This is a genomic window from Pseudomarimonas arenosa, assembly GCF_014841215.1.
GTDB classification, from domain to species: Bacteria; Pseudomonadota; Gammaproteobacteria; order Xanthomonadales; family Xanthomonadaceae; genus Pseudomarimonas; species Pseudomarimonas arenosa.
Window position 1 is genome coordinate 32,096 of sequence record NZ_JACYTR010000009.1, and the last position, 18,189, is coordinate 50,284.

Annotated in this window: 13 protein-coding genes; 5 read left to right on the forward strand and 8 right to left on the reverse strand. The window is 63.6% G+C overall.

The window, feature by feature from the left end:
* The first annotated feature begins 27 nt into the window (after nt 1–27).
* Complete coding sequence (locus IFO71_RS06650; protein ID WP_192028766.1) at nt 28–759, forward strand: YdcF family protein; 732 nt, start codon at nt 28–30, stop codon at nt 757–759.
* 329 nt (nt 760–1,088) lie between these two features.
* Nucleotides 1,089–1,493, forward strand: a complete 405-nt coding sequence (locus tag IFO71_RS06655) for a hypothetical protein (protein ID WP_192028767.1) — start codon at nt 1,089–1,091, stop codon at nt 1,491–1,493.
* 79 nt (nt 1,494–1,572) lie between these two features.
* Here IFO71_RS06655 and IFO71_RS06660 read toward each other — a convergent pair whose 3' ends face one another.
* The 5 genes from IFO71_RS06660 to IFO71_RS06680 all read right to left on the reverse strand — a co-directional run bounded on the left by IFO71_RS06660 (nt 1,573) and on the right by IFO71_RS06680 (nt 9,467).
* Nucleotides 1,573–2,904, reverse strand: coding sequence for an AMP-binding protein (locus IFO71_RS06660; protein ID WP_425502874.1), 1,332 nt, complete (start codon nt 2,902–2,904; stop codon nt 1,573–1,575).
* A 612-nt stretch (nt 2,905–3,516) separates the two neighbouring features.
* Nucleotides 3,517–3,990 (reverse strand): hypothetical protein, encoded by a 474-nt coding sequence (locus IFO71_RS06665; protein WP_192028769.1) that lies wholly within the window; start codon nt 3,988–3,990, stop codon nt 3,517–3,519.
* 342 nt (nt 3,991–4,332) lie between these two features.
* Nucleotides 4,333–4,971, reverse strand: a complete 639-nt coding sequence (locus IFO71_RS06670) for a response regulator (protein WP_192028770.1) — start codon at nt 4,969–4,971, stop codon at nt 4,333–4,335.
* Complete coding sequence (locus IFO71_RS06675) at nt 4,968–6,650, reverse strand: GAF domain-containing sensor histidine kinase (protein ID WP_192028771.1); 1,683 nt, start codon at nt 6,648–6,650, stop codon at nt 4,968–4,970. The genes IFO71_RS06670 and IFO71_RS06675 overlap by 4 nt, the downstream gene beginning before the upstream one ends.
* Nucleotides 6,651–6,866: 216 nt before the next feature.
* Nucleotides 6,867–9,467: a CHRD domain-containing protein gene (locus IFO71_RS06680; RefSeq protein ID WP_192028772.1), complete on the reverse strand. Its 2,601-nt coding sequence runs from the start codon at nt 9,465–9,467 to the stop codon at nt 6,867–6,869.
* A gap of 1,419 nt (nt 9,468–10,886) precedes the next feature.
* Between IFO71_RS06680 and IFO71_RS06685 the strand changes: the two genes are divergently transcribed.
* The 3 genes from IFO71_RS06685 (at nt 10,887) to glmS (ending at nt 14,575) form a co-directional block, all read left to right on the forward strand.
* Complete coding sequence (locus IFO71_RS06685; protein WP_192028773.1) at nt 10,887–11,633, forward strand: electron transfer flavoprotein subunit beta/FixA family protein; 747 nt, start codon at nt 10,887–10,889, stop codon at nt 11,631–11,633.
* Between the two features lie 90 nt (nt 11,634–11,723).
* Nucleotides 11,724–12,662 carry an electron transfer flavoprotein subunit alpha/FixB family protein gene (locus IFO71_RS06690; RefSeq protein ID WP_192028774.1) on the forward strand — a complete coding sequence of 313 codons (939 nt, stop codon included), beginning with the start codon at nt 11,724–11,726 and terminating at the stop codon, nt 12,660–12,662.
* Nucleotides 12,663–12,748: 86 nt separating this feature from the next.
* Nucleotides 12,749–14,575, forward strand: a complete 1,827-nt coding sequence (glmS, locus tag IFO71_RS06695; protein ID WP_192028775.1) for a glutamine--fructose-6-phosphate transaminase (isomerizing) — start codon at nt 12,749–12,751, stop codon at nt 14,573–14,575.
* A gap of 435 nt (nt 14,576–15,010) precedes the next feature.
* Here the strand turns inward: glmS and cysN are convergent, their stop codons facing one another.
* The 3 genes from cysN to cysD all read right to left on the reverse strand — a co-directional run bounded on the left by cysN (nt 15,011) and on the right by cysD (nt 18,142).
* Complete coding sequence (gene cysN, locus IFO71_RS06700; protein WP_192028776.1) at nt 15,011–16,888, reverse strand: sulfate adenylyltransferase subunit CysN; 1,878 nt, start codon at nt 16,886–16,888, stop codon at nt 15,011–15,013.
* Nucleotides 16,885–17,091: a hypothetical protein gene (locus IFO71_RS06705; RefSeq protein WP_192028777.1), complete on the reverse strand. Its 207-nt coding sequence runs from the start codon at nt 17,089–17,091 to the stop codon at nt 16,885–16,887. The genes cysN and IFO71_RS06705 overlap by 4 nt, the downstream gene beginning before the upstream one ends.
* Nucleotides 17,092–17,236: 145 nt before the next feature.
* The gene (cysD, locus tag IFO71_RS06710; protein ID WP_192028778.1) at nt 17,237–18,142 is read right to left on the reverse strand and encodes a sulfate adenylyltransferase subunit CysD; all 906 of its coding nucleotides are present in this window, start codon (nt 18,140–18,142) and stop codon (nt 17,237–17,239) included.
* Nucleotides 18,143–18,189: the final 47 nt, after the last annotated feature.

Here is an 18,189-nt window from a genome sequence, read left to right on the forward strand (position 1 = left end):
TCGATGGGCTTCGCGCACACTGTGCGGATGAATTCTGGACTTCAAGACGGTCGACCGTCGGCAACCGCGGTCGATCAGGCCGGTTCCAGCCGCGCTGCGCACCGCCGATCGATCGCCGCCGACCTCGACGCCCTCCATGGCCTGCTGGTCGCCAGCCTGTGCTGCCTGCTCACCGGTGGTCTGGTTTTCCTGATCTATCTATGGCGCGTGGCGCGCACCGCGCACACTGCGTCTGCCGATTTGCTTAGCGTCCAGGCGCAACCGCGGGTGTTGCTGTTCGGCAAGCACAGTCCGAGCGGACGGCCAGATAGCGATTTTCGCCTGCGAATCGAACGCGCCTTGGTGTTGGCCAGAGGCTATCCACAATTGCAACTGCTCTTGCTTGGCGGCGGACCGGCACCCAGTGAGGCTGAGGTGGCGCGGCGCGCCTTGCAGGCGGCGGGCCTGCCGGCGACGGTCTCGCTGCAACTTGAGGATCAGAGCCGCGATACCTTGCAGAACCTTCGTCACGCCCGTGCTCTGCTGGGCACCAATGAGACACCCATCTACCTGCTGAGCAATCGCTACCATCTGGCACGCTGCGCGCTGTTTGCCCAGGCCCTGGGCATGCCGCATCGGCTATGCGCCGCCGAAGCTGTGTGGCCCTGGCGAGACACCGGCAAGCTGCTGCTGGAAGCGCTGTACTGCATGTGGATCGATATCGGTCGGCGCTGGGCGAAATTGATCGGCCATCAACGCATGCTGGCTAAGGTCAGTTAGCCCGGATATTTCATGAGGGGGCGCGGATGATCACCGAGGACTTTGCGTCGAGTGCAAGGCGAGAAGCAACGCGGCAATCGGCGCAAAGGACCTCAGGGCGAATGCCCTGCTTAGCCGCGCAGCGGCCGAATGAGGGCCGTGCCAGCGCCGAAAGATCGCCAACACTCTGTTATCTCAACACCATCGGTCGAAACTCTCGCCCCGCTTGGAATTGCCGGATCTTTCGGCGCGACCTCATGAAATATCCGGGTTAGGGTGCACTGCAGGGCTGCCGTTTGGCGCCGACTTGGCCTATCCTCACCGGCTCTTCACTGTCGAGGTCTGTCTCAATGCAAATTCGTCGTTCCTGGTTGATCGTTCTGCTGCCCTTGATGTTGCTGCTGATGGGGGCGCGTCAGGCGCCGCTGAACGATCCTGATCCGATCATGATTCCGCAGGGCCTGAGCGGCGAGCAGGTGGTCAAGGAAATCAAGCGCGCCCTGATCGGCCGCAACTGGACCATCACCAATGAGCAGCAGGGACGGATCGACTCGACACTCAATCTGCGCGACCACGTTGCCCGCATTGCGGTGAGCTATGACGCCGAGCGTATCAGCGTCGCCTACGTCTCGTCGGAGAACCTGAAGTTCGAAGAGAAGAAGGGCGAGCGCTACATCCACAAGAACTACATGAGCTGGGTCAACAACGTGGTGGTCGATCTGAACCGGGGTCTGCAGTTGCAGGCTTTGGATTGATTGCGAACATCGGAGCGTTGTCTAACGCTGTAGTGGTGGGCCGCAGGCCCACCTACATAGCGGCAGCGAAGAGGTCAGGTCAGTCCTCGGTCGCTCGCAGCGCGGCCAGCAGCGCCTCACGCGGCAGCTTGCCGGTGTCGTTGCGCGGCAGTCGTTCGACCAGACGCAGCGGTCGCGGCAGAAATAGTGGATCCACCGACGCCCGCAGGGCCTTGAGCAGGTCGCGTGCGTTGCAGCCGGGGGCGACCACCAGGGCGGCCAGCCGGGTGACCCCGGCCCTTCCCTCGGGAATGAACACCACCGCATCCTGCACCCCTGGCAAGGCGAGCAGACGTTGATTGATTTCCTGCAGTGAGGCGCGCTTGCCGCCAATCTCCAGGTGGTCGCTGCAGCGACCTGTTAAGTAGAAGCGGCCATCGGCATCGATCTGCATGCGGTCATGCAGCAGCACCGGCTCGTCGATCCAGGGTGCTTTGACCCAGGTGCCGTTCGGCTCGGCTTTGAAATGAACGCCGGGGTGCGGCTGCCAGCCCTGCTCGCGGGCGGTCTCACGGTAGGCAATGACGCAGGTCTCGGTACTGCCGAACAACTCCAGCACCACGGCGCCGGTGCGCTGTTCGGCTTTCACGGCCAGGGACTGACTCAAGGGTGCGGTGGCGCTGAGAATCAGATCGATCTGCGGCAACAGCAGTTCGCTCTCAAGCAGGCTCTTCAAATGTACCGGGGTGGTGATCAAGGCTCGCGGGCTCGACGCCGCGCTCAGCGCCGCGGCAATATCGGCCGGAAAGAACGGCCGGCCTTGATCGACGCTGATCTCGCCCAGCAAGGGCATCAACACCGAAGTTTCCATGCCGTACATATGTTGTGGCGGCACCGTCACCACCGCATGCAGCGGCCGATCGACATAGCGACGAAGCAGATCCAGATTGCGCCCGGTGCTCAGGCAAAAGCTGCCCCAGCGCTTGGGTTGTGGCTTGGGCGGGCCCGAGCTGCCAGAGGTAAAGCCGATCACTGCCAGTTGCTCGGCAGCGATGATGGGACGCTCAGCAGCTGCCGATGGCAGCTCGATCGGCAGTGAAACATAGCGTTCAGGAAGGGCGTCGAGGCGTACCCCGTCATCGTGGCGGTCATCGCCCATGGCAATGGCGTTGGGATAACGCGCCAGCATCTCGCCAATCACATCGGGTGCGCGCGAAGGCGGCAACAGGCAGGGCAGGCCGCGGCTGAGTGCGGCACCCAGTACCAGCAAGAACCGTTGGCGGTTCTCGCACAAGTTCAGCACCTGATTTGCTGTCGGCGCCTGCTGCTGCAGTAGCGCGGCCAAGCCGTTCACCCGCCGCAGAAAGTCTTCCACCGAAAGCGCGTCCTGCGGCCCAACGCTGAGCAGTCGCTCAAGCGGCCCGCGGATCAGCGCCAGATTGTTGGTGCCTTGGTAGGGGTCGGAAACAGCAGTCGCAGCAAGCATGGGAGCAGCACGGTCGGTAGGTGAACCCCGGCCTGATGACCGGAGACCAGGCAGCTGGCCGAAACGCCTTCCCGGCCTCAGCTTGCTAGCTGGCGTCCAATTCTAACCCGGTCGAGGCGCCCGGCCTTAGCAGCAGGCTGCTGAGACTCATCAGCAGCCTGTTAGAACTCGCCACAGCAGGGGCAATCGCGCTGCCGAGTCTGATGACGACTCAGGGTGGTGGCGCATTTGGGGCAGCGGTAGGGCAGCTGGCGTGGCGCTACGACTCGAACACGCAGCGACGGCAACACGGCGCCGCCAAGCGGCAGATGCGCATGAGGCATCGGTGCCGGTCGACGCGAAAGGCGATCCATGGTGGCCCTTAACCAAAACATTCCGCTTCCCCTTGACGGACGATCAGTCGCTAGTGGCGACCAACCGCGACCGTCGTGCATGTTCAAGGCTGCTGTCGGCACTGACAAGGTGATGTCTTGGCGCTCGGCAAGCAACGGCTCGGTTTGCCCGATCAACGGTCGGGCGTGCTCTTCCAGACGACTTGTCAGGCCGCTGAAGTCAGTCTCAGCAGCCTGTCAGGCGCGCGACGGCGCGTTGGCCGGTCTCGCCCAGATGCGGGGTGCCGCGGCTGGCTGCGTGAACCGCCCGCAACAGGCGGAGCGGGCAGGTGTCCCGGCTCAAATGCGCGATGGCTCCGGCAGCGATGGCCATTTGCGCTGCAGCATCGTCCCCCGCATCAGTGACGGCCACCACCCGCAGATTGCTCACCAGGAGCCGCAGCAATCGCATTGAGGGACGGATATGCGAGGTGCAAAGGCCGCGCAGGTCCAGCACGACAACATTCACCCCAGAGGCGACCAAGCGTTCGACATCATCAGGCTGTAGCTGAATGCGCATGACGACTTCGGCGGCATCACTGGGTGCCAGGCGCAACGGCGGCAAGCCGTCCAGCACTTCGACAATCGCCACCGGCTGGATGCGGCCCGGCTTGGTCGAACACCTAGCTCCCGCGAACACACCACGCTCAGCGGGCAGCATGAGTGATCTCCCGCAGAACGCCTTGCCCGACGCAGGAGTGCTGGCACTGCCCGATCAGCGAGGTGGAGGCATGACGAACCGCAGCAGGGCGGCAAAAGCGGGACAGTAGTCGGATAGGCATGGCAGGTTTTCATCGCTGACGTGAAAGGCGGGCCGGCGCGACGACGTCGTCCGACCCGTGGCAGCCAGTGTTGTCCCGAGGCTGATCGGCGGACAGTGCAGAAGGTGGGTGGCTGACACTCACCAAAGTAAGGGGGCAGAGTCGCCGGCTTCGCCTGCGCCGACTTGCAGTTGTTCCCATGCTGGAACTGTCAGGCGGCTGAAATCAGTCTCAGCAGCCTGTTATGTGCTGTGACGGTTGAAGAACAGCGCCGCCTGGGTGCGGTCGCTCAGACCCAGCTTCTCTAGTACCGCACTCACGTAGCCCTTGACCGTGCCCTCGGTCAGGCTGAGTCGTTGCGCAATTCGGCGATTGCTCAAGCCCTCGCCGATCAAGGCCAATACGCTGCGTTCGCGCGGGGTGAGCGCAGCGTACGGGTCCACCGGCGGCGGCTTGCGGAGCAGCTCGACCAGCTGGCGTTGCATTGATTCATGCAGCCACGGCTGGCCCAGGGCCACGGAGCGGACTGCGCTGACCAGATCGTGCTTTGAGGCGTCTTTCAGCAAGTAGCCGATGGCGCCCGACTGCAGCGTTTCACGCAGTAGCTCGTCTTCCGCAAAGCTGGTGAAGACGATGATATTGCAGCCAGGCAGCACGTGTTTCAGCCTGCGGATGCTCTCTGCGGCAGACAGGCCCGGCATCATCAGGTCGATCAGGATGACCTCGGGCGCGGCCGCTTCAGCCTGGCGCAATGCGTCGAGGCCCGAATCGGCCTCGGCCACCACGGTAAAGCCGTTGCCGTCTTCGAGCACGGCGCGCAAGCCCTCGCGGACTACCGCATGGTCATCTATCAGCATCAGGCGCAACGGTGGGTTATTCATGGACTCTCCAGACGACGGTCACGGCGCGGCAGTCGCGCCAACACTTCCAGGCCGGAGGGTTGCGCTGCGCGCAGCGCCAGATCGCCACCCAGACGGGCCAGCCGCTCGCGCATGCTCTTCAGCCCGATCCCGCCCTGGGCGTCGGCCGGCAACCCGCCGCCATCGTCGCGCACCAACAGCCAGACGTGGGTTTGATCAACATGGGCCTCGACATTCACCTGCTGCGCGCCGGAATGACGAATGACGTTCGAAACCGCCTCCTGACAGACACGATACAGCGCCTCCTCGTGTGGAAGATGCTGCGGCACGTAGAGGTCGAAGCGATAGCGCCGACCGAGCGACTCCGGAATCATAGCTTCCAGCAAGCGCGGCAGGGCCGCGCCGAGACCGCCATCGCGCAGGCGCTCGAGCCCGAGAAAGCTGCGGCTGCGCCGCGAAATGTGCGATGAGTTCTGATTTGGCGGCTGCAACTCACGCAGCAGGGCGCGCATCTCGGCGAACGCGGTCTGCGCCAGCTCGGCCAGGCGCTGCGCACGGCGTTCGCCTTCTTCCGGGCTGCTACGCCAGGCCGATGGCAGTGCCTGGGCGAGCAGACTGATGCTGGACAGAATCTGGGTGACTGAGTCATGCAATTCGCGGCGCAGACGCATGCGCTCCTGCCACACGGCGGCTTCGCGGTTCTGCTCATGCAGTCCGGCGTTCTGGATAGCGATACCGAGGTGGTCGGCAATGATCTCGATGGTCAGCTGGTCCAACTCGTCATAGGGCTGCTCGCCTTCGACATTGACCACGCCGACCGCCTGGCCAGCAACCAGGATCGGCACAGCCAGCTCAGCGCGCGAGCCCTGGGTGCTCGGCGGGGTGATGTAGCGGTCATCGACGCGGGCGTTGTCGACTCGCTGAGCGCGCCGCTGTCGGATCGCCGCTCCCATCACGCCGACGCTGATCGGCAGTCGGTCCACGCCCTGAATTTGCTGCTTGTAGCCGCCCCCGCGAATCTCCACCACCAGCACCTCCGGGTCGTCCGGGTCCAGCAGCGGGATGTCTACGTTGGGGAATTCCAGTACGTCATGGATGGCATCGGCGGTTTGCTGCAGCATCAGCTTGAGGTCGCTACCGGCATTGATGATCTGTGCGACCCGCGCCACCAGCTCGAAACGCGCGGTGCGTCGGCGCGCCCGCTCGTAGCGTCTGGCATTCTCGATCGCGATGCCGGCATGACGGGCGAACAGTTCCAGCGTCTGCAACGCGCCCTCCGGCAGCTGCTTTGGCGGTGCGACGCCAATGCCGAAGAACCCCGTCAGTTCGCCCTTGCGATGGATCGGCATCCCGATCACCTGGTTGTCTGCCAACTCGGGCAGAGTGATCCTGGCAATGTCACCGTAGCGCGCCTGCAGAGGCTCGCCGGTTTGCAGTACATGGCCCGCCAAACCCACCCCAGGCCCCATCTCGGCGCCTAGCTCGCCTTCTGGCATGCGATAGACCGCGGCGGTGCGGATCACCCCGCGGTGCCAGTTATACAATCCGATGGTACCGTCGTCCGCGCCAATCAGACGGCAGGCATACTCGACGATGCGCGTCAGCAACGGCTCCAGCTGAAGCTCACCGCTGATCTCCTCGATGAAGTGTCGGAGCAGATCCTGTGATGATTCCTGTGGGTCTGGCGGAATCGTGTCCATGAATCCTGCGCCGTGTGCATCTCTGCGGAATCCGGAGCATAGCGAAGCGCTACCGGCCGCGTCCGGAAATGGGGAAAGCTGGGACTTATTGCTCCGGCGAGTTAATGTTTTGACTCGCCGGAGCAATAAGTCGAGGCGTGATCCGACGAAACCGTCAGTTCAGTTGCGCCGCCATCTGCCGGCAGGCGCCGGCAGAGGCGGGTGTCTGTGCTCGGCTCAGCAGTCCTGCTGTTCAAAGCCGCTGCAAAAGACCTGATTGTCCAACTGGCCGCGCAATTCGCCGGCGGGGAACTCTGTCGACTCGACCTCGAAGTACCACCGGCCCGCTCTCAGATCTTCAGCTTCCTCAGGCGTAATTGGATAGGCTTGAGTGATAAAGGTGTCGCTGGCGGTGCCTGACACGCGCAGAGGGAAGTCAATCAGTTCGGGGCCCTGGGCGCCGCGGGTTGCGGGACCGCGCAGGCGAACGCCGGTGCTTACGCCGGGCACCCCCTCACCGGTCAGCCCCTGGTAGCTAAGGCTGGCGACGATGCTGTCGCCGGTGCCGGACAAGATCACGCTGCCGATGCCCTGGGCCAGAGAGGTGACCGGATCGCCGACCACTTGATCCGGGCTCAAATCGGCCTGGAACACCTGATCGGCCAGGATCTGACCCCGCACTTCACCTCCGGGATGGTTGGCACTGTGCACATTGAAGTACCACAGGCCGGCCTTGAGATCGGCTGCTTGTTGAGCGTTGACCGCAAACTCCAGCGGACCCAAGGTGCCCGAGGTGGCCCCGCTGTTACCCAGCCCAAAGATCACCCCGGCATTCACCCCGATCGGCGCCGGCCCGTGAATATGCGCCGCGGTATTGGCACTGCTCAGCCCCTCAAATGCCAGGCGCACGACGATGCGGGTTCCGTCGGCACTCAACACGACGCTTCCGCTGGCGGTAGCGCTGCTGCTCACCGGAGGTACCTCCTGCGAGCCGTCTAGGGCGGAGGTGTGCCCGGCCTCACCTGCCAGCGAGGCCAGTGCCATGGTCGGCGCGAACTCAAAGTTGGCGTGATGGATCTCGCCCATGCCAGGCACGCTGACCGGCGAACTGCGCGGATCGCTGAAGCCCTCTATCTGCAGCGTATCGACCGGGAAGAAGTCGACGCCGATTCCGCCCAGATCGGGGCCGCCACCATCGAGCAGTTGCTGCACGCCATCCAGCGCCCGGGTGAACACGCTGTCGCGACCACCGCCCGCCTGAAGGTCCAGCTGTTCGACGCGAACGAAGGTGACCTCGAAGGCGCTCGGCAGCGTGCGCCGGATACGCGCGCAGGGGTCGACGTCGGGTGCCGCACAGGCCACCGGCGCAATCTCGAAGGTCTCACTGGCACCGGCAGCCACCACGCGGGTGATATCAACGCCGCTGCCGCCGTCGTTCAGGTCGCTGGCATCGCCCGGGTTCCAGATCAGGGTGTCGTTACCGTCTTCGCCAAACACCTGATCGGTGCCCAAGAGGCCCACCAGGGTGTCATTCTGGTCGCCGCCGCGCAGCACATCGTCGCCTGCGCTGCCAGTGATTTGGTCGTTGCCCGCACCGCCGTTCAGTTCCAGTGCGATCAGGCCAGCCGGCAACCCGGAGGCATTGATCGAGTCGTCGCCGCCCAGCCCGTTCACTTCCAGCACTTCGCTGCGCACGATGTCGATGGTGAACGGGCCGACAAAGCGCAGGTCGAAGCCCGGCGCTACGCCCGCCGTGCCCATACTGAACACGTTGTTGCCGCTGCTACCATTGACCACCACGCGATCGTCGCCATCGCCGCCGTCATTCGTGTCCGAGCCATCGCCTGGATTCCAGATGAGGGTGTCGTCGCCGGCGCTGCCGATGAGGGTGTCGCTGCCCGGGCCCCCGGTCAGTTCCAGGGCGATCAGGCCAGCCGGCAAACCGGAGGCGTTGATCGAGTCATCGCCTTCCATCCCGTTCACTTCCAGCACTTCGCTGCGCACGATGTCGATGGTGAACGGGCCGACAAAGCGCAGGTCGAAGCCCGGCGCTACACCCGCCGTGCCCACGCTGAACACGTTGTTGCCGCTGCTGCCATTGACCACCACGCGATCGTCGCCATCGCCGCCGTCATTTGTGTCCGAGCCATCGCCTGGATTCCAGATGAGGGTGTCGTCGCCGGCGCTGCCAATCACCGTATCGCTCCCGGCACCTCCGGTGAGTTCGACGGCGATAAGCCCTGCCGGCAAACCGCTAGCGTCGAGCGTGTCATCGCCGTCGCCGCCGTTCACTTCCAGCACCTCAGTGCCGACGATATCGATGGTGAACGGGCCGACAAAGCGTAGGTCAAAGCCCGGCGCCACACCGGCCGTACCCATGGTGAAGGTGTTATTGCCGGTGCTGCCGTTGACCTCGCTGCGGTCGTTGCCCGCGCGTCCGTCCATGGTGTCGGAGCCATCGCCTGGGTTCCACACCATGCGATCCGCTGCAAAGGAGCCGATAAACGTATCGGCGCCCGGGCCGCCGATCAGATCGGTCTGTACCAGGGCGGTGAAGTCGGTGGCTTGCAGCGCGGACAGGTCAATCAGATTGTCACCCGGCCCACCGGTCACGGCGATCTGAATCACATCGGCACAGGCAACCGGGCCTGCCACCGGCGAGGCGTTCAGTTGCACGGAACCGGCATTGCAGCTCAATACCAGTGGATCGGCTGCGTCGCTGCTTACGGTCAGGGTGCCTGCGGCAAAGCCGGCACTGGTCGCCGCGTCGGCGGCAGGTATGCAGAACAACAGCGCCGCGGACGCAGCGAGCGCGCAGCGCAATGGAGTGATCTTCATGGCTAGACTCTTCTCATCGACTCGGAGGGTGCGCCCTGGTCAGGGCGCACCCTGACCAGGCCACGTCCGCGCAACCATCGTGTGGTGATGCGGACGCGCTCAGTGAAACCGATCCGAGCGCTGTCGTCCCCTGACTTTGGACAGTGGTCGCCCCCTCCATTGGACAGGCTCATGCAGCGCAATTTCTTCAGAACACAGTCGATTTCGGGAGGTTGCAGGTCGCGGATGAGCCAGTGCGCGTGATGGAATCGCCTTGACGCACCCTGAGCTTGTCGAAGGGTGCCTCGCCTCATCGAAGCGAACCCTGAAGGTGCCCACGCCAGCTTTGAGGTTGCAATGCTGGGTCGGCTGGCTTCGACAAGCTCAGCCAGCGTGGCGGCGACACGAAGCGGCCCCGCTCCCCGTGGGAGAGGACCGGGTGTCGTCAACGTTTGTTTGCAAGCACACCCACCTATTCGTACCCGAGACGGACGATCGCTTGCCCTGTTCGCACTGAGAGGCAGTCCGAAGGGCGGATGAGAGTCCGAGGGCAGTAGCGATGGAATCGCCTTGACGCACCCTGAGCTTGTCGAAGGGTGCCTCGCCGAAGCGAGCCGGAAGGTGACCACGCGAGCATTGAGGTTGCAATGCTGGGTCGGCTGGCTTCGACAAGCTCAGCCAGCGTGGCGGCGACACGAAGCGGCCGGGTGTCGTCAACGTCTATTTGCAAGCACACCCACCTATTCGTACCCGAGACGGACGATTGCCCTGTTCGCGCTGAGAGACAGCCCGAAGGGTGGATGAGAGTCCGAGAGCTGCAGCAATGGAATCGCCTTGACGCACCCTGAGCTTGTCGAAGGGTGCCTCGCCTCACCGAAGCGAGCCCTGAAGGTGCCCACGCGAGCATTGAGGTTGCAATGCTGGGTCGGCTGGCTTCGACAAGCTCAGCCAGCGTGGCGGCGAGGCCAACGCCGAATTCAAGCGGGTGCGCAGATCCTCAGCATAAAACTCGACGTTGGCATCCATCCAAACCGAATAGGCATAGCCAGCGCCTGGTGGGAAGGCACTTTGTACCAGCGCGCATCGCGGGTCGGGTCATTGAAGCGCCTGCGGCATCGCATCAGCCGATAGTGGGACGGCACCCGCCGATCGCCGTCGGTAAACACCCAAAGGTCGTAGTCCGGCGAGTAAGGAAGCCGCTATAAATCGTGCTTGGCACCGAAAATGGCGGTATACACGGCACGTTCACCGGAGACCAACGGAACGTCCCCGGGCAATGCGAGCTGGCGGAGCATAGCTTCTGGTCGGGCACAGCATTGGCAAATCTAGCCCGGCAGCTTGCCAGTACCTCCATCGAGCCAGCTCTCCAGCCCTTCAGGGTAGAATGCGGGGTTCGATGCCCCGGCATCGCTCGTTTGATCCTCTAAGGAAGCTTCGCCAATGAAGATTCTCGTCGCTTACAAGCGCGTGGTGGACTACAACGTCCGCATTCAGGTCAAGCCGGATGGCTCCGGCGTGGTCACCGACGGTGTCAAGCTGTCGGCCAATCCGTTCGACGATATCGCCCTGGAAGAGGCGCTGCGCCTGCGTGACAAGGGCGTGGCCAGTGAAGTGATTGTGGCAACGATTGCCCCGGCCGATGCCCAGCCGCATCTGCGCAATGGGCTGGCCATGGGTGCCAACCGCGCCATTCATGTGGTGTCGGATCAGGCGGTGCAGCCGCTGGCCGCCGCTCGCGTGCTGCTCAAATTGATCGAAAAGGAGCAGCCGGGCCTGGTGATTCTGGGCAAGCAGGCGATCGACGACGATGCCAACCAGACCGGCCAGATGCTGGCCACCCTGTGGGGCCGGCCGCAGGCCACCTTTGCCAGCAAGGTCGCCATCGCCGATGGTCGCGCCGTGGTCGATCGCGAAGTCGATGCTGGCATGGAAACCCTGGACGTCGAGCTGCCGGCGGTGATTACCACCGATCTGCGCCTGAACGAGCCGCGCTTCATCAAGCTGCCGGATATCATGAAGGCCAAGTCCAAGCCGCTGGAAACCCTGCAGCTGGCGGATCTTGGTGTTGAGTCGGGCGAGCAGCTGAAGGTCACCCACTACGCCCCGCCGGCCAAGCGCTCGCGCGGTGTGATGGTGAAGGACGTGCCGGAGCTGATCTCGGCGTTGAAGGCCAAGGGGCTGCTTTGAGTCTCTGATCACCCAACTCGGTACAAGACCCGACCCTCACCCCCAGCCCCTCTCCCGGTGGGAGAGGTGAGAGAGCACAAAGGACTTTCCATGAGCAAGATCCTGATCATTGCCGAACACCTCGACGGCAAATTGAACGCGGCCACCGCCAAGTGCGTCAGCGCAGCCCAGGCCATTGACGGCGCCACGATCGACATCGCCGTGCTGGCGGCCGACCCGGCCAGCGTGGCTGAACAGGCAGCGAAACTCGATGGCGTGGCGCGCGTAGTCACGGTTGCCAACCCCGCTAACAGCCACTGCGTGGCCCAGGTCTGGGCACCGCAGATCGCCAAGCTGGCAGAAGGCTATAGCCACGTATTCGGGCCCAGCACCACCACCGGCAAGGACCTGATGCCCTGCGTCGCCGCCCTGCTCGGCGTCAATCAGGTCAGCGATGTGATGGCGGTGGATGGCTCGCATGGCTTCAAGCGGCCGATCTATGCCGGCAATGCCATCATCAGCGTCGAGGCCCCGGCTGGACACCCGGTGGTGGCGACCATTCGTGTCGCCTCGTGGCCGGCAGTCGGCGAAGGCGGCAGCGCGGCGATTGAGTCGGCGAATGTCGATGTTCAGTTGCCAGGTCACACCAAGTTCGTCGAACTGAAGCAGGGCAAGAGCGATCGCCCCGACCTGCAGTCAGCTAGCCGCGTGGTTTCCGGTGGTCGCGGCGTCGGTTCGGCGGAGAACTTTGCGGTCATCTACTCGCTGGCCGACAAGATGGGCGCTGGCGTCGGTGCCTCGCGCGCCGCGGTCGACGCCGGTTACGTGCCGAACGATATGCAGGTGGGGCAGACCGGCAAGATCATTGCGCCGGAACTGTATGTGGCGATCGGCATTTCCGGCGCCATTCAGCATCTCACCGGTATCAAGGACGCCGGCACCATCGTGGCAATCAACAAGGATCCGGAAGCGCCGATTTTCGAAGTCGCCGATATCGGTCTGGTGGGCGATCTGTTCACCCTGGTACCGGAACTCGAAAAGGCGCTTTGAGCCCAAACAACAATGGGTCACGCCGCCGCCCGCTGGGCGGCGGTCTCGTTTGAACAGTCGGCCGTTGGCCGCAAGGAAGCAAGATCATGTGCGGAATCGTGGGAATCACTGCCGGTCGCGATGTCAGTCGCGATCTGATCGCCGGCCTCAAGGCCCTGGAATATCGCGGCTACGATTCCGCCGGTCTGGCGATCATCGCCGAACACGGCATGGATCGCCGCCGCGCCAAGGGCAAGGTGCGTGATCTGCAGGAGCGCCTGGAACAGCAGCCATTGGCCGGTCCGATTGGCATCGCCCACACCCGCTGGGCGACGCATGGCGTTCCGAGCGAGGTCAATGCGCATCCGCACGTGTCGGGCGATGGCCTGTCGGTGGTGCACAACGGCATCATCGAGAATCATGACGAGCTGCGCGCCGAACTGAAGACTGTTGGCTTCGAGTTTCACTCGCAGACCGACACCGAGGTAATCGCCCACCTGATCGAGCACTATCTCAACGCCGGCGATGACCTGCTCAAGGCGGTACAGCGCGCCACCCAGCGCCTGCACGGCGCCTATGCCATCGTCGCCATGAGCAAGCGTGAACCCGAGCGCCTGGTCGGCGCACGGCGCGGCTCTCCATTGGTGCTGGGCCTGAGTGATGACGAGAACTATCTGGCCTCGGATATCCATGCCCTGTTGCCGCTGACCCGCCGCTTTGTCTACTTGGCCGAAGGCGATGTCGTCACCATCCAAAGTGACGGTGTGCAGGTGTTCGACGCGGACGGCGTTGCAGTGGAGCGGCCGGTTAAGGAATCGAGCTTCAGTCTGGACGCGGTCGAGCGCGGTGAATACCGCCACTACATGCTGAAAGAGATTCACGAGCAGCCGCAGTCGGTGGCCGACACTCTAGAGGGCCGTATTGCCAACGGCAAGGTGATGCCGGGCATTTTCGGCAGCGGTGCCGACGAGCTGCTGGCCAAGGTCAGGCAGGTGCAGATCATCGCCTGCGGCACCAGCTTCCATGCTGGTCTGGTGGCGCGCTATTGGATTGAGGCCCTGGCCGGCATTCCCTGTCACGCCGAGATCGCCAGCGAGTTTCGCTATCGCCAACCGGTGGTGGCCGACGACACCCTGTTCGTCACTATCTCGCAATCCGGCGAAACCGCCGACACCCTGGCCGCCCTACGCATGGCCAAGGAGCGCTCGTATCTCGCCCGGCTGGCGGTGTGCAATGTGCCGGAATCGTCCCTGGTGCGGGAATCCGACATGGTGCTGATGACCCGGGCCGGCCCTGAGATCGGCGTCGCCTCGACCAAGGCCTTCAGCACCCAGCTCACCGCTTTGGCCTTACTGGCGGTGCAGTTGGCCAAAACACGGGGTTTGAGCGAAGAGCGGCACGCCCGCTGCGTGGCCGATCTGGAATCACTGCCGGGCCTGATCCGCGAAGCGTTGGAACTGAACGACGCTATCAAGCAAATGGCTGAGTCCTTTGTCGACAAGCAGCACGCGCTGTTCCTCGGCCGCGGCACGCACTTCCCGATCGCCCTGGAAGGCGCGCTCAAGCTGAAGGAAATCTCCTACATCCATGCCGAAGGCTACCCAGCCGGCGAACTGAAGCACGGCCCGCTGGCCCTGGTCGATGAGACCATGCCGGTGGTGGCGGTGGCGCCCAACGATGCCCTGCTCGACAAGCTGAAATCGAACATGGAAGAAGTCCGCGCCCGCGGCGGCCAGCTGTTCCTGTTCGTCGATCGCAGCATCCGCCACGGCATGGGCGAAGGCCATGTGTTGGAGCTGCCGCCCTGCGGCGAAATCGCCGCCCCAGTGGTGTTCAACGTACCGCTGCAACTGCTGGCCTACCATGTCGCCGTGTTGCGCGGCACCGATGTCGATCAGCCGCGCAACCTGGCCAAATCGGTGACGGTGGAGTAAGAGCGCCACTCATCGCCCAGGAGAGTTGTAGCTAGGGAGCAATGTCCTTCCCTTTAAGGAATAAACTCGTTTCCTGACTGCGCATTTCGGGAGCGGTGCGCAGCCCATCCGGCCGCTTGCTCACTTTGTTCGCTGCTCTTGATTGAGCGACTCAGTTCGGCGAGGAGCGGACCGTCAGGGCTGTTCCCTTCTCCCTGTGGGAGAAGGTGCCCGAAGGGCCGATGAGGGTACGATTACGCCGTGGGTGTGGTTGCAAACAAACGTTGACGACACCCGGCCGCTTCGTGTCGCCGCCACGCTGGCTGAGCTTGTCGAAGCCAGCCGACTCAGCATTGCAACCTCAATGCTCGCGTGGGCACGTTCAGGGCTCGCTTCGGTGCGGCACCCGACAAGCTCAGGGTGCGTCAAGGCGATTCCATCTAGCCCGGATACTTCCTAACTGAGTTGACCGATCACCGCCTGCGCCAGCTCGGTCACGCTGCGGCCGCCGGTCTGCAAATGCAGCTCGGGTTGCTCCGGCACCTCATACGGCGCGCTGATGCCAGTGAAATTGGGGATCTGGCCGGCGCGGGCCTTGGCGTACAGGCCCTTGATGTCGCGCCGTTCGCATTCTTCCAACGGGGTGTCGACGAAGATCTCGAAGAATTCACCCGGCGCCATCAGTTCGCGGGCCATTTGCCGCTCGCTGCGGTAGGGTGAGATGAAGCTGACCAGCACGATCAGGCCGGCATCAGCCATCAGTTTGGCCACTTCGGCGACGCGGCGGATGTTCTCCACTCGATCGGCATCGGTAAAGCCAAGGTCGCGGTTAAGGCCATGGCGTACGTTGTCGCCGTCGAGCAGGTAGGTGTGGTGGCCCGAGGCGTGCAGTCGACGTTCGACCTCGTTGGCGATGGTCGATTTGCCCGAGCCGGACAGGCCGGTGAACCACAGAACCTTGGGCGATTGCCCCTTCAGTGCGGCGCGGGCCGCTTTGTTGACGTCGGTGGCCTGCCAATGCAGATTGCTGGCCCGGCGCAGGGCAAAGTCGATCACCCCGGCGCCGACCGTGGCATGGGTTTGCCGGTCGATCAGCACGAAGGCGCCGAGCGCGCGGTTTTCGGCGTAGGGCTGAAAGGCGATGGCGCGATCCAGGCTGAGATTGACCACTGCCACCTCGTTCAACTCCAGCCGTTTCGCGGCCAGGGCCTCCTGGGTATTGACGTCGATTCGATGCTTGATCTCGGTGACCTGGGCAGCGGCCTGGCTGCTGCCCAGCCTTAACCAGTAGCTGCGTCCGGGGAGCAGGGATTGGTGGTCGAGCCAGAGCAGATGGGCGGCGAACTGGTCGGCCACTTCCGGCGGATCATTGCTGGCGGCCAGCACGTCACCGCGGCTGATATCGAGTTCGTCGTTCAGGCTGAGGGTGATCGACTGCCCGGCCACCGCGTGCTCGGCTTCGCGCTGACCGATCAGGATCTGCTTGACGGTCGAGCGCCGGCCCGAAGGCAGGGTGACCACCGAATCCCCCAGGCGCACGATGCCGTTCGCCAGGGTGCCGGTAAAGCCGCGGAAATCCTGATTCGGGCGATTCACCCACTGCACCGGCAGGCGGAACCCGCTATTGCTTTCTTGAACCTGGAGTTCCACCTGCTCCAGCCAGGGCAGCAAGGCTGGGCCGGAATACCAGGGCATGCGCTCGCTGCGGGTGATCACGTTGTCACCTTGCAGCGCCGACAGCGGAATCGCCGTGACCCGCGGCAATCCGAGAGCGCTGGCCAGTTCCTGGTAGTCATGCAGGATGGCAGTGAACACACGCTCGTCGAAATCGACCAGATCCATCTTGTTGATCGCCAGCACGATCTCGCGTACCCCGAACAGGGCGCAGATCCAGCTGTGGCGGCGAGTCTGGGTCAGCAGGCCCTTGCGCGCGTCGACCAGCACCACGGCCAGATCGGCGGTCGAGGCGCCGGTGGCCATATTGCGGGTGTACTGCTCGTGGCCCGGGCAGTCGGCGACGATGAAGCTGCGCCGGTCGGTGGCGAAGTAACGGTAGGCGACATCGATGGTGATGCCCTGCTCGCGCTCGGCATCCAGGCCATCGACCAACAGCGCATAGTCGAGTTCACCGTTCTGGGTACCGAATTTCTGGCTGTCGCGATCCAGCACCCCAAGTTGATCTTCCAGCAACTGCTTGCTGTCGTAGAGCAGGCGGCCGATCAGGGTGCTCTTGCCATCGTCGACGCTGCCGCAGGTGATGAAGCGCAGCCGCGATTTGTTTTCGTGGGCCTGGAGGAAATCGGCGATGGTGGTGGGTGGCTGCATGTCGTTCATCGAATCGCTCTCGACTCCAGCGCGGCGGAGAGTAATGAGGCCGCGATGGTGGGCGACACGCCCACCCTACGATGGCCTGCAGCCGTGACGGTGGGCGACACGCCCACCTTACGATGGTCGCTAAAAACGGCGATCGCGGGACCCGCTTCTACGAATCCCGAATCCCGAATCTCGAATCCCGGCTCCATCAGCATATCGTTCATCGAATCGCTCTCGACCTCAGCGCAGCGGAGAGTAATGAGGCCGCGACGGTGGGCGACACGCCCACCCTACGATGGCCGCTAAGAACGGCGATCGCGGGACCCGCTTCTACGAATCCCGAATCCCCAATCTCGAATCCCGGCTTCATCAGAAATACCCTTCCTGTTTTTTCTTTTCCATCGAGGCGGTCGGGTCGTGATCGATTACTCGGCCCTGGCGCTCGGAGGTGCGGGCGGCCACGATCTCCTGAACTACCTGTTCCAGTGTCTCGGCATCGGATTCGATGCCGCCGGTCAAGGGATAACAGCCGAGGGTGCGAAAGCGCACCTTCTTGATCGCCGGGGTTTCACCCTCGGCCAGCGGCATGCGTTCGTCATCGACCATGATCAGCACACCATCGCGTTCCACCACCTGACGCTCGCGAGCAAAGTACAGCGGCGGCAGGGGGATGTTCTCGCGCAAGATGTACAGCCAGATGTCGAGTTCGGTCCAGTTCGAGATCGGAAAGGCACGCACGCTTTCGCCGCGGTGGATCTTGGTGTTGTAGAGGTTCCACAGTTCAGGCCGCTGGTTCTTCGGATCCCACCGATGCTGCGCGGTGCGGAAGCTGAAGATGCGTTCCTTGGCGCGTGATTTCTCCTCATCGCGACGCGCGCCGCCGATGGCACAGTCGTAGCGTCCGGCCTCCAGCGCCTGGCGCAGGCCCTGGGTGCGCATCACATCGGTATGCACGGTGGCGCCGTGGATAAACGGATTGATGCCCTGGGCCAGGCCGTCCTGATTGATATGCACCCGCAGTTCCACGCCGCAGCGCTCGGGCACCAAGTCACGAAAGGCGTAGGTCTCGCGAAACTCGAACGTGCTGTCGATATGCAGCAGTGGGATCGGCGGTTTGGCCGGATGGAAGGCCTTCTGCATCAGATGCAGCAGGACAGTGCTGTCCTTGCCGATCGAATACAGCAGCACCGGGTTGCGAAACTCGGCGGCGACCTCGCGCAGGATGTGGATCGACTCGGCTTCCAGCCGATCGAGGTGAGACAACGCAGCAGTCATGGACTCATGGGACCCGAATTCAGGGCGACAGTGTGCGCATGCCGGCC

Excerpts from the sequence above, each read along its gene's own strand:
- IFO71_RS06650 (WP_192028766.1), top strand. The coding sequence starts at position 28 with ATGAATTCTGGACTTCAAGACGGTCGACCGTCGGCAACCGCGGTCGAT.
- IFO71_RS06655 (WP_192028767.1), top strand. The coding sequence starts at position 1,089 with ATGCAAATTCGTCGTTCCTGGTTGATCGTTCTGCTGCCCTTGATGTTG.
- IFO71_RS06665 (WP_192028769.1), bottom strand. The coding sequence starts at position 3,990 with ATGCTGCCCGCTGAGCGTGGTGTGTTCGCGGGAGCTAGGTGTTCGACC.
- IFO71_RS06670 (WP_192028770.1), bottom strand. The coding sequence starts at position 4,971 with ATGAATAACCCACCGTTGCGCCTGATGCTGATAGATGACCATGCGGTA.
- IFO71_RS06675 (WP_192028771.1), bottom strand. The coding sequence starts at position 6,650 with ATGGACACGATTCCGCCAGACCCACAGGAATCATCACAGGATCTGCTC.
- IFO71_RS06680 (WP_192028772.1), bottom strand. The coding sequence starts at position 9,467 with ATGAAGATCACTCCATTGCGCTGCGCGCTCGCTGCGTCCGCGGCGCTG.
- IFO71_RS06685 (WP_192028773.1), top strand. The coding sequence starts at position 10,887 with ATGAAGATTCTCGTCGCTTACAAGCGCGTGGTGGACTACAACGTCCGC.
- IFO71_RS06690 (WP_192028774.1), top strand. The coding sequence starts at position 11,724 with ATGAGCAAGATCCTGATCATTGCCGAACACCTCGACGGCAAATTGAAC.
- glmS (WP_192028775.1), top strand. The coding sequence starts at position 12,749 with ATGTGCGGAATCGTGGGAATCACTGCCGGTCGCGATGTCAGTCGCGAT.
- cysN (WP_192028776.1), bottom strand. The coding sequence starts at position 16,888 with ATGAACGACATGCAGCCACCCACCACCATCGCCGATTTCCTCCAGGCC.
- IFO71_RS06705 (WP_192028777.1), bottom strand. The coding sequence starts at position 17,091 with ATGAACGATATGCTGATGGAGCCGGGATTCGAGATTCGGGATTCGGGA.
- cysD (WP_192028778.1), bottom strand. The coding sequence starts at position 18,142 with ATGACTGCTGCGTTGTCTCACCTCGATCGGCTGGAAGCCGAGTCGATC.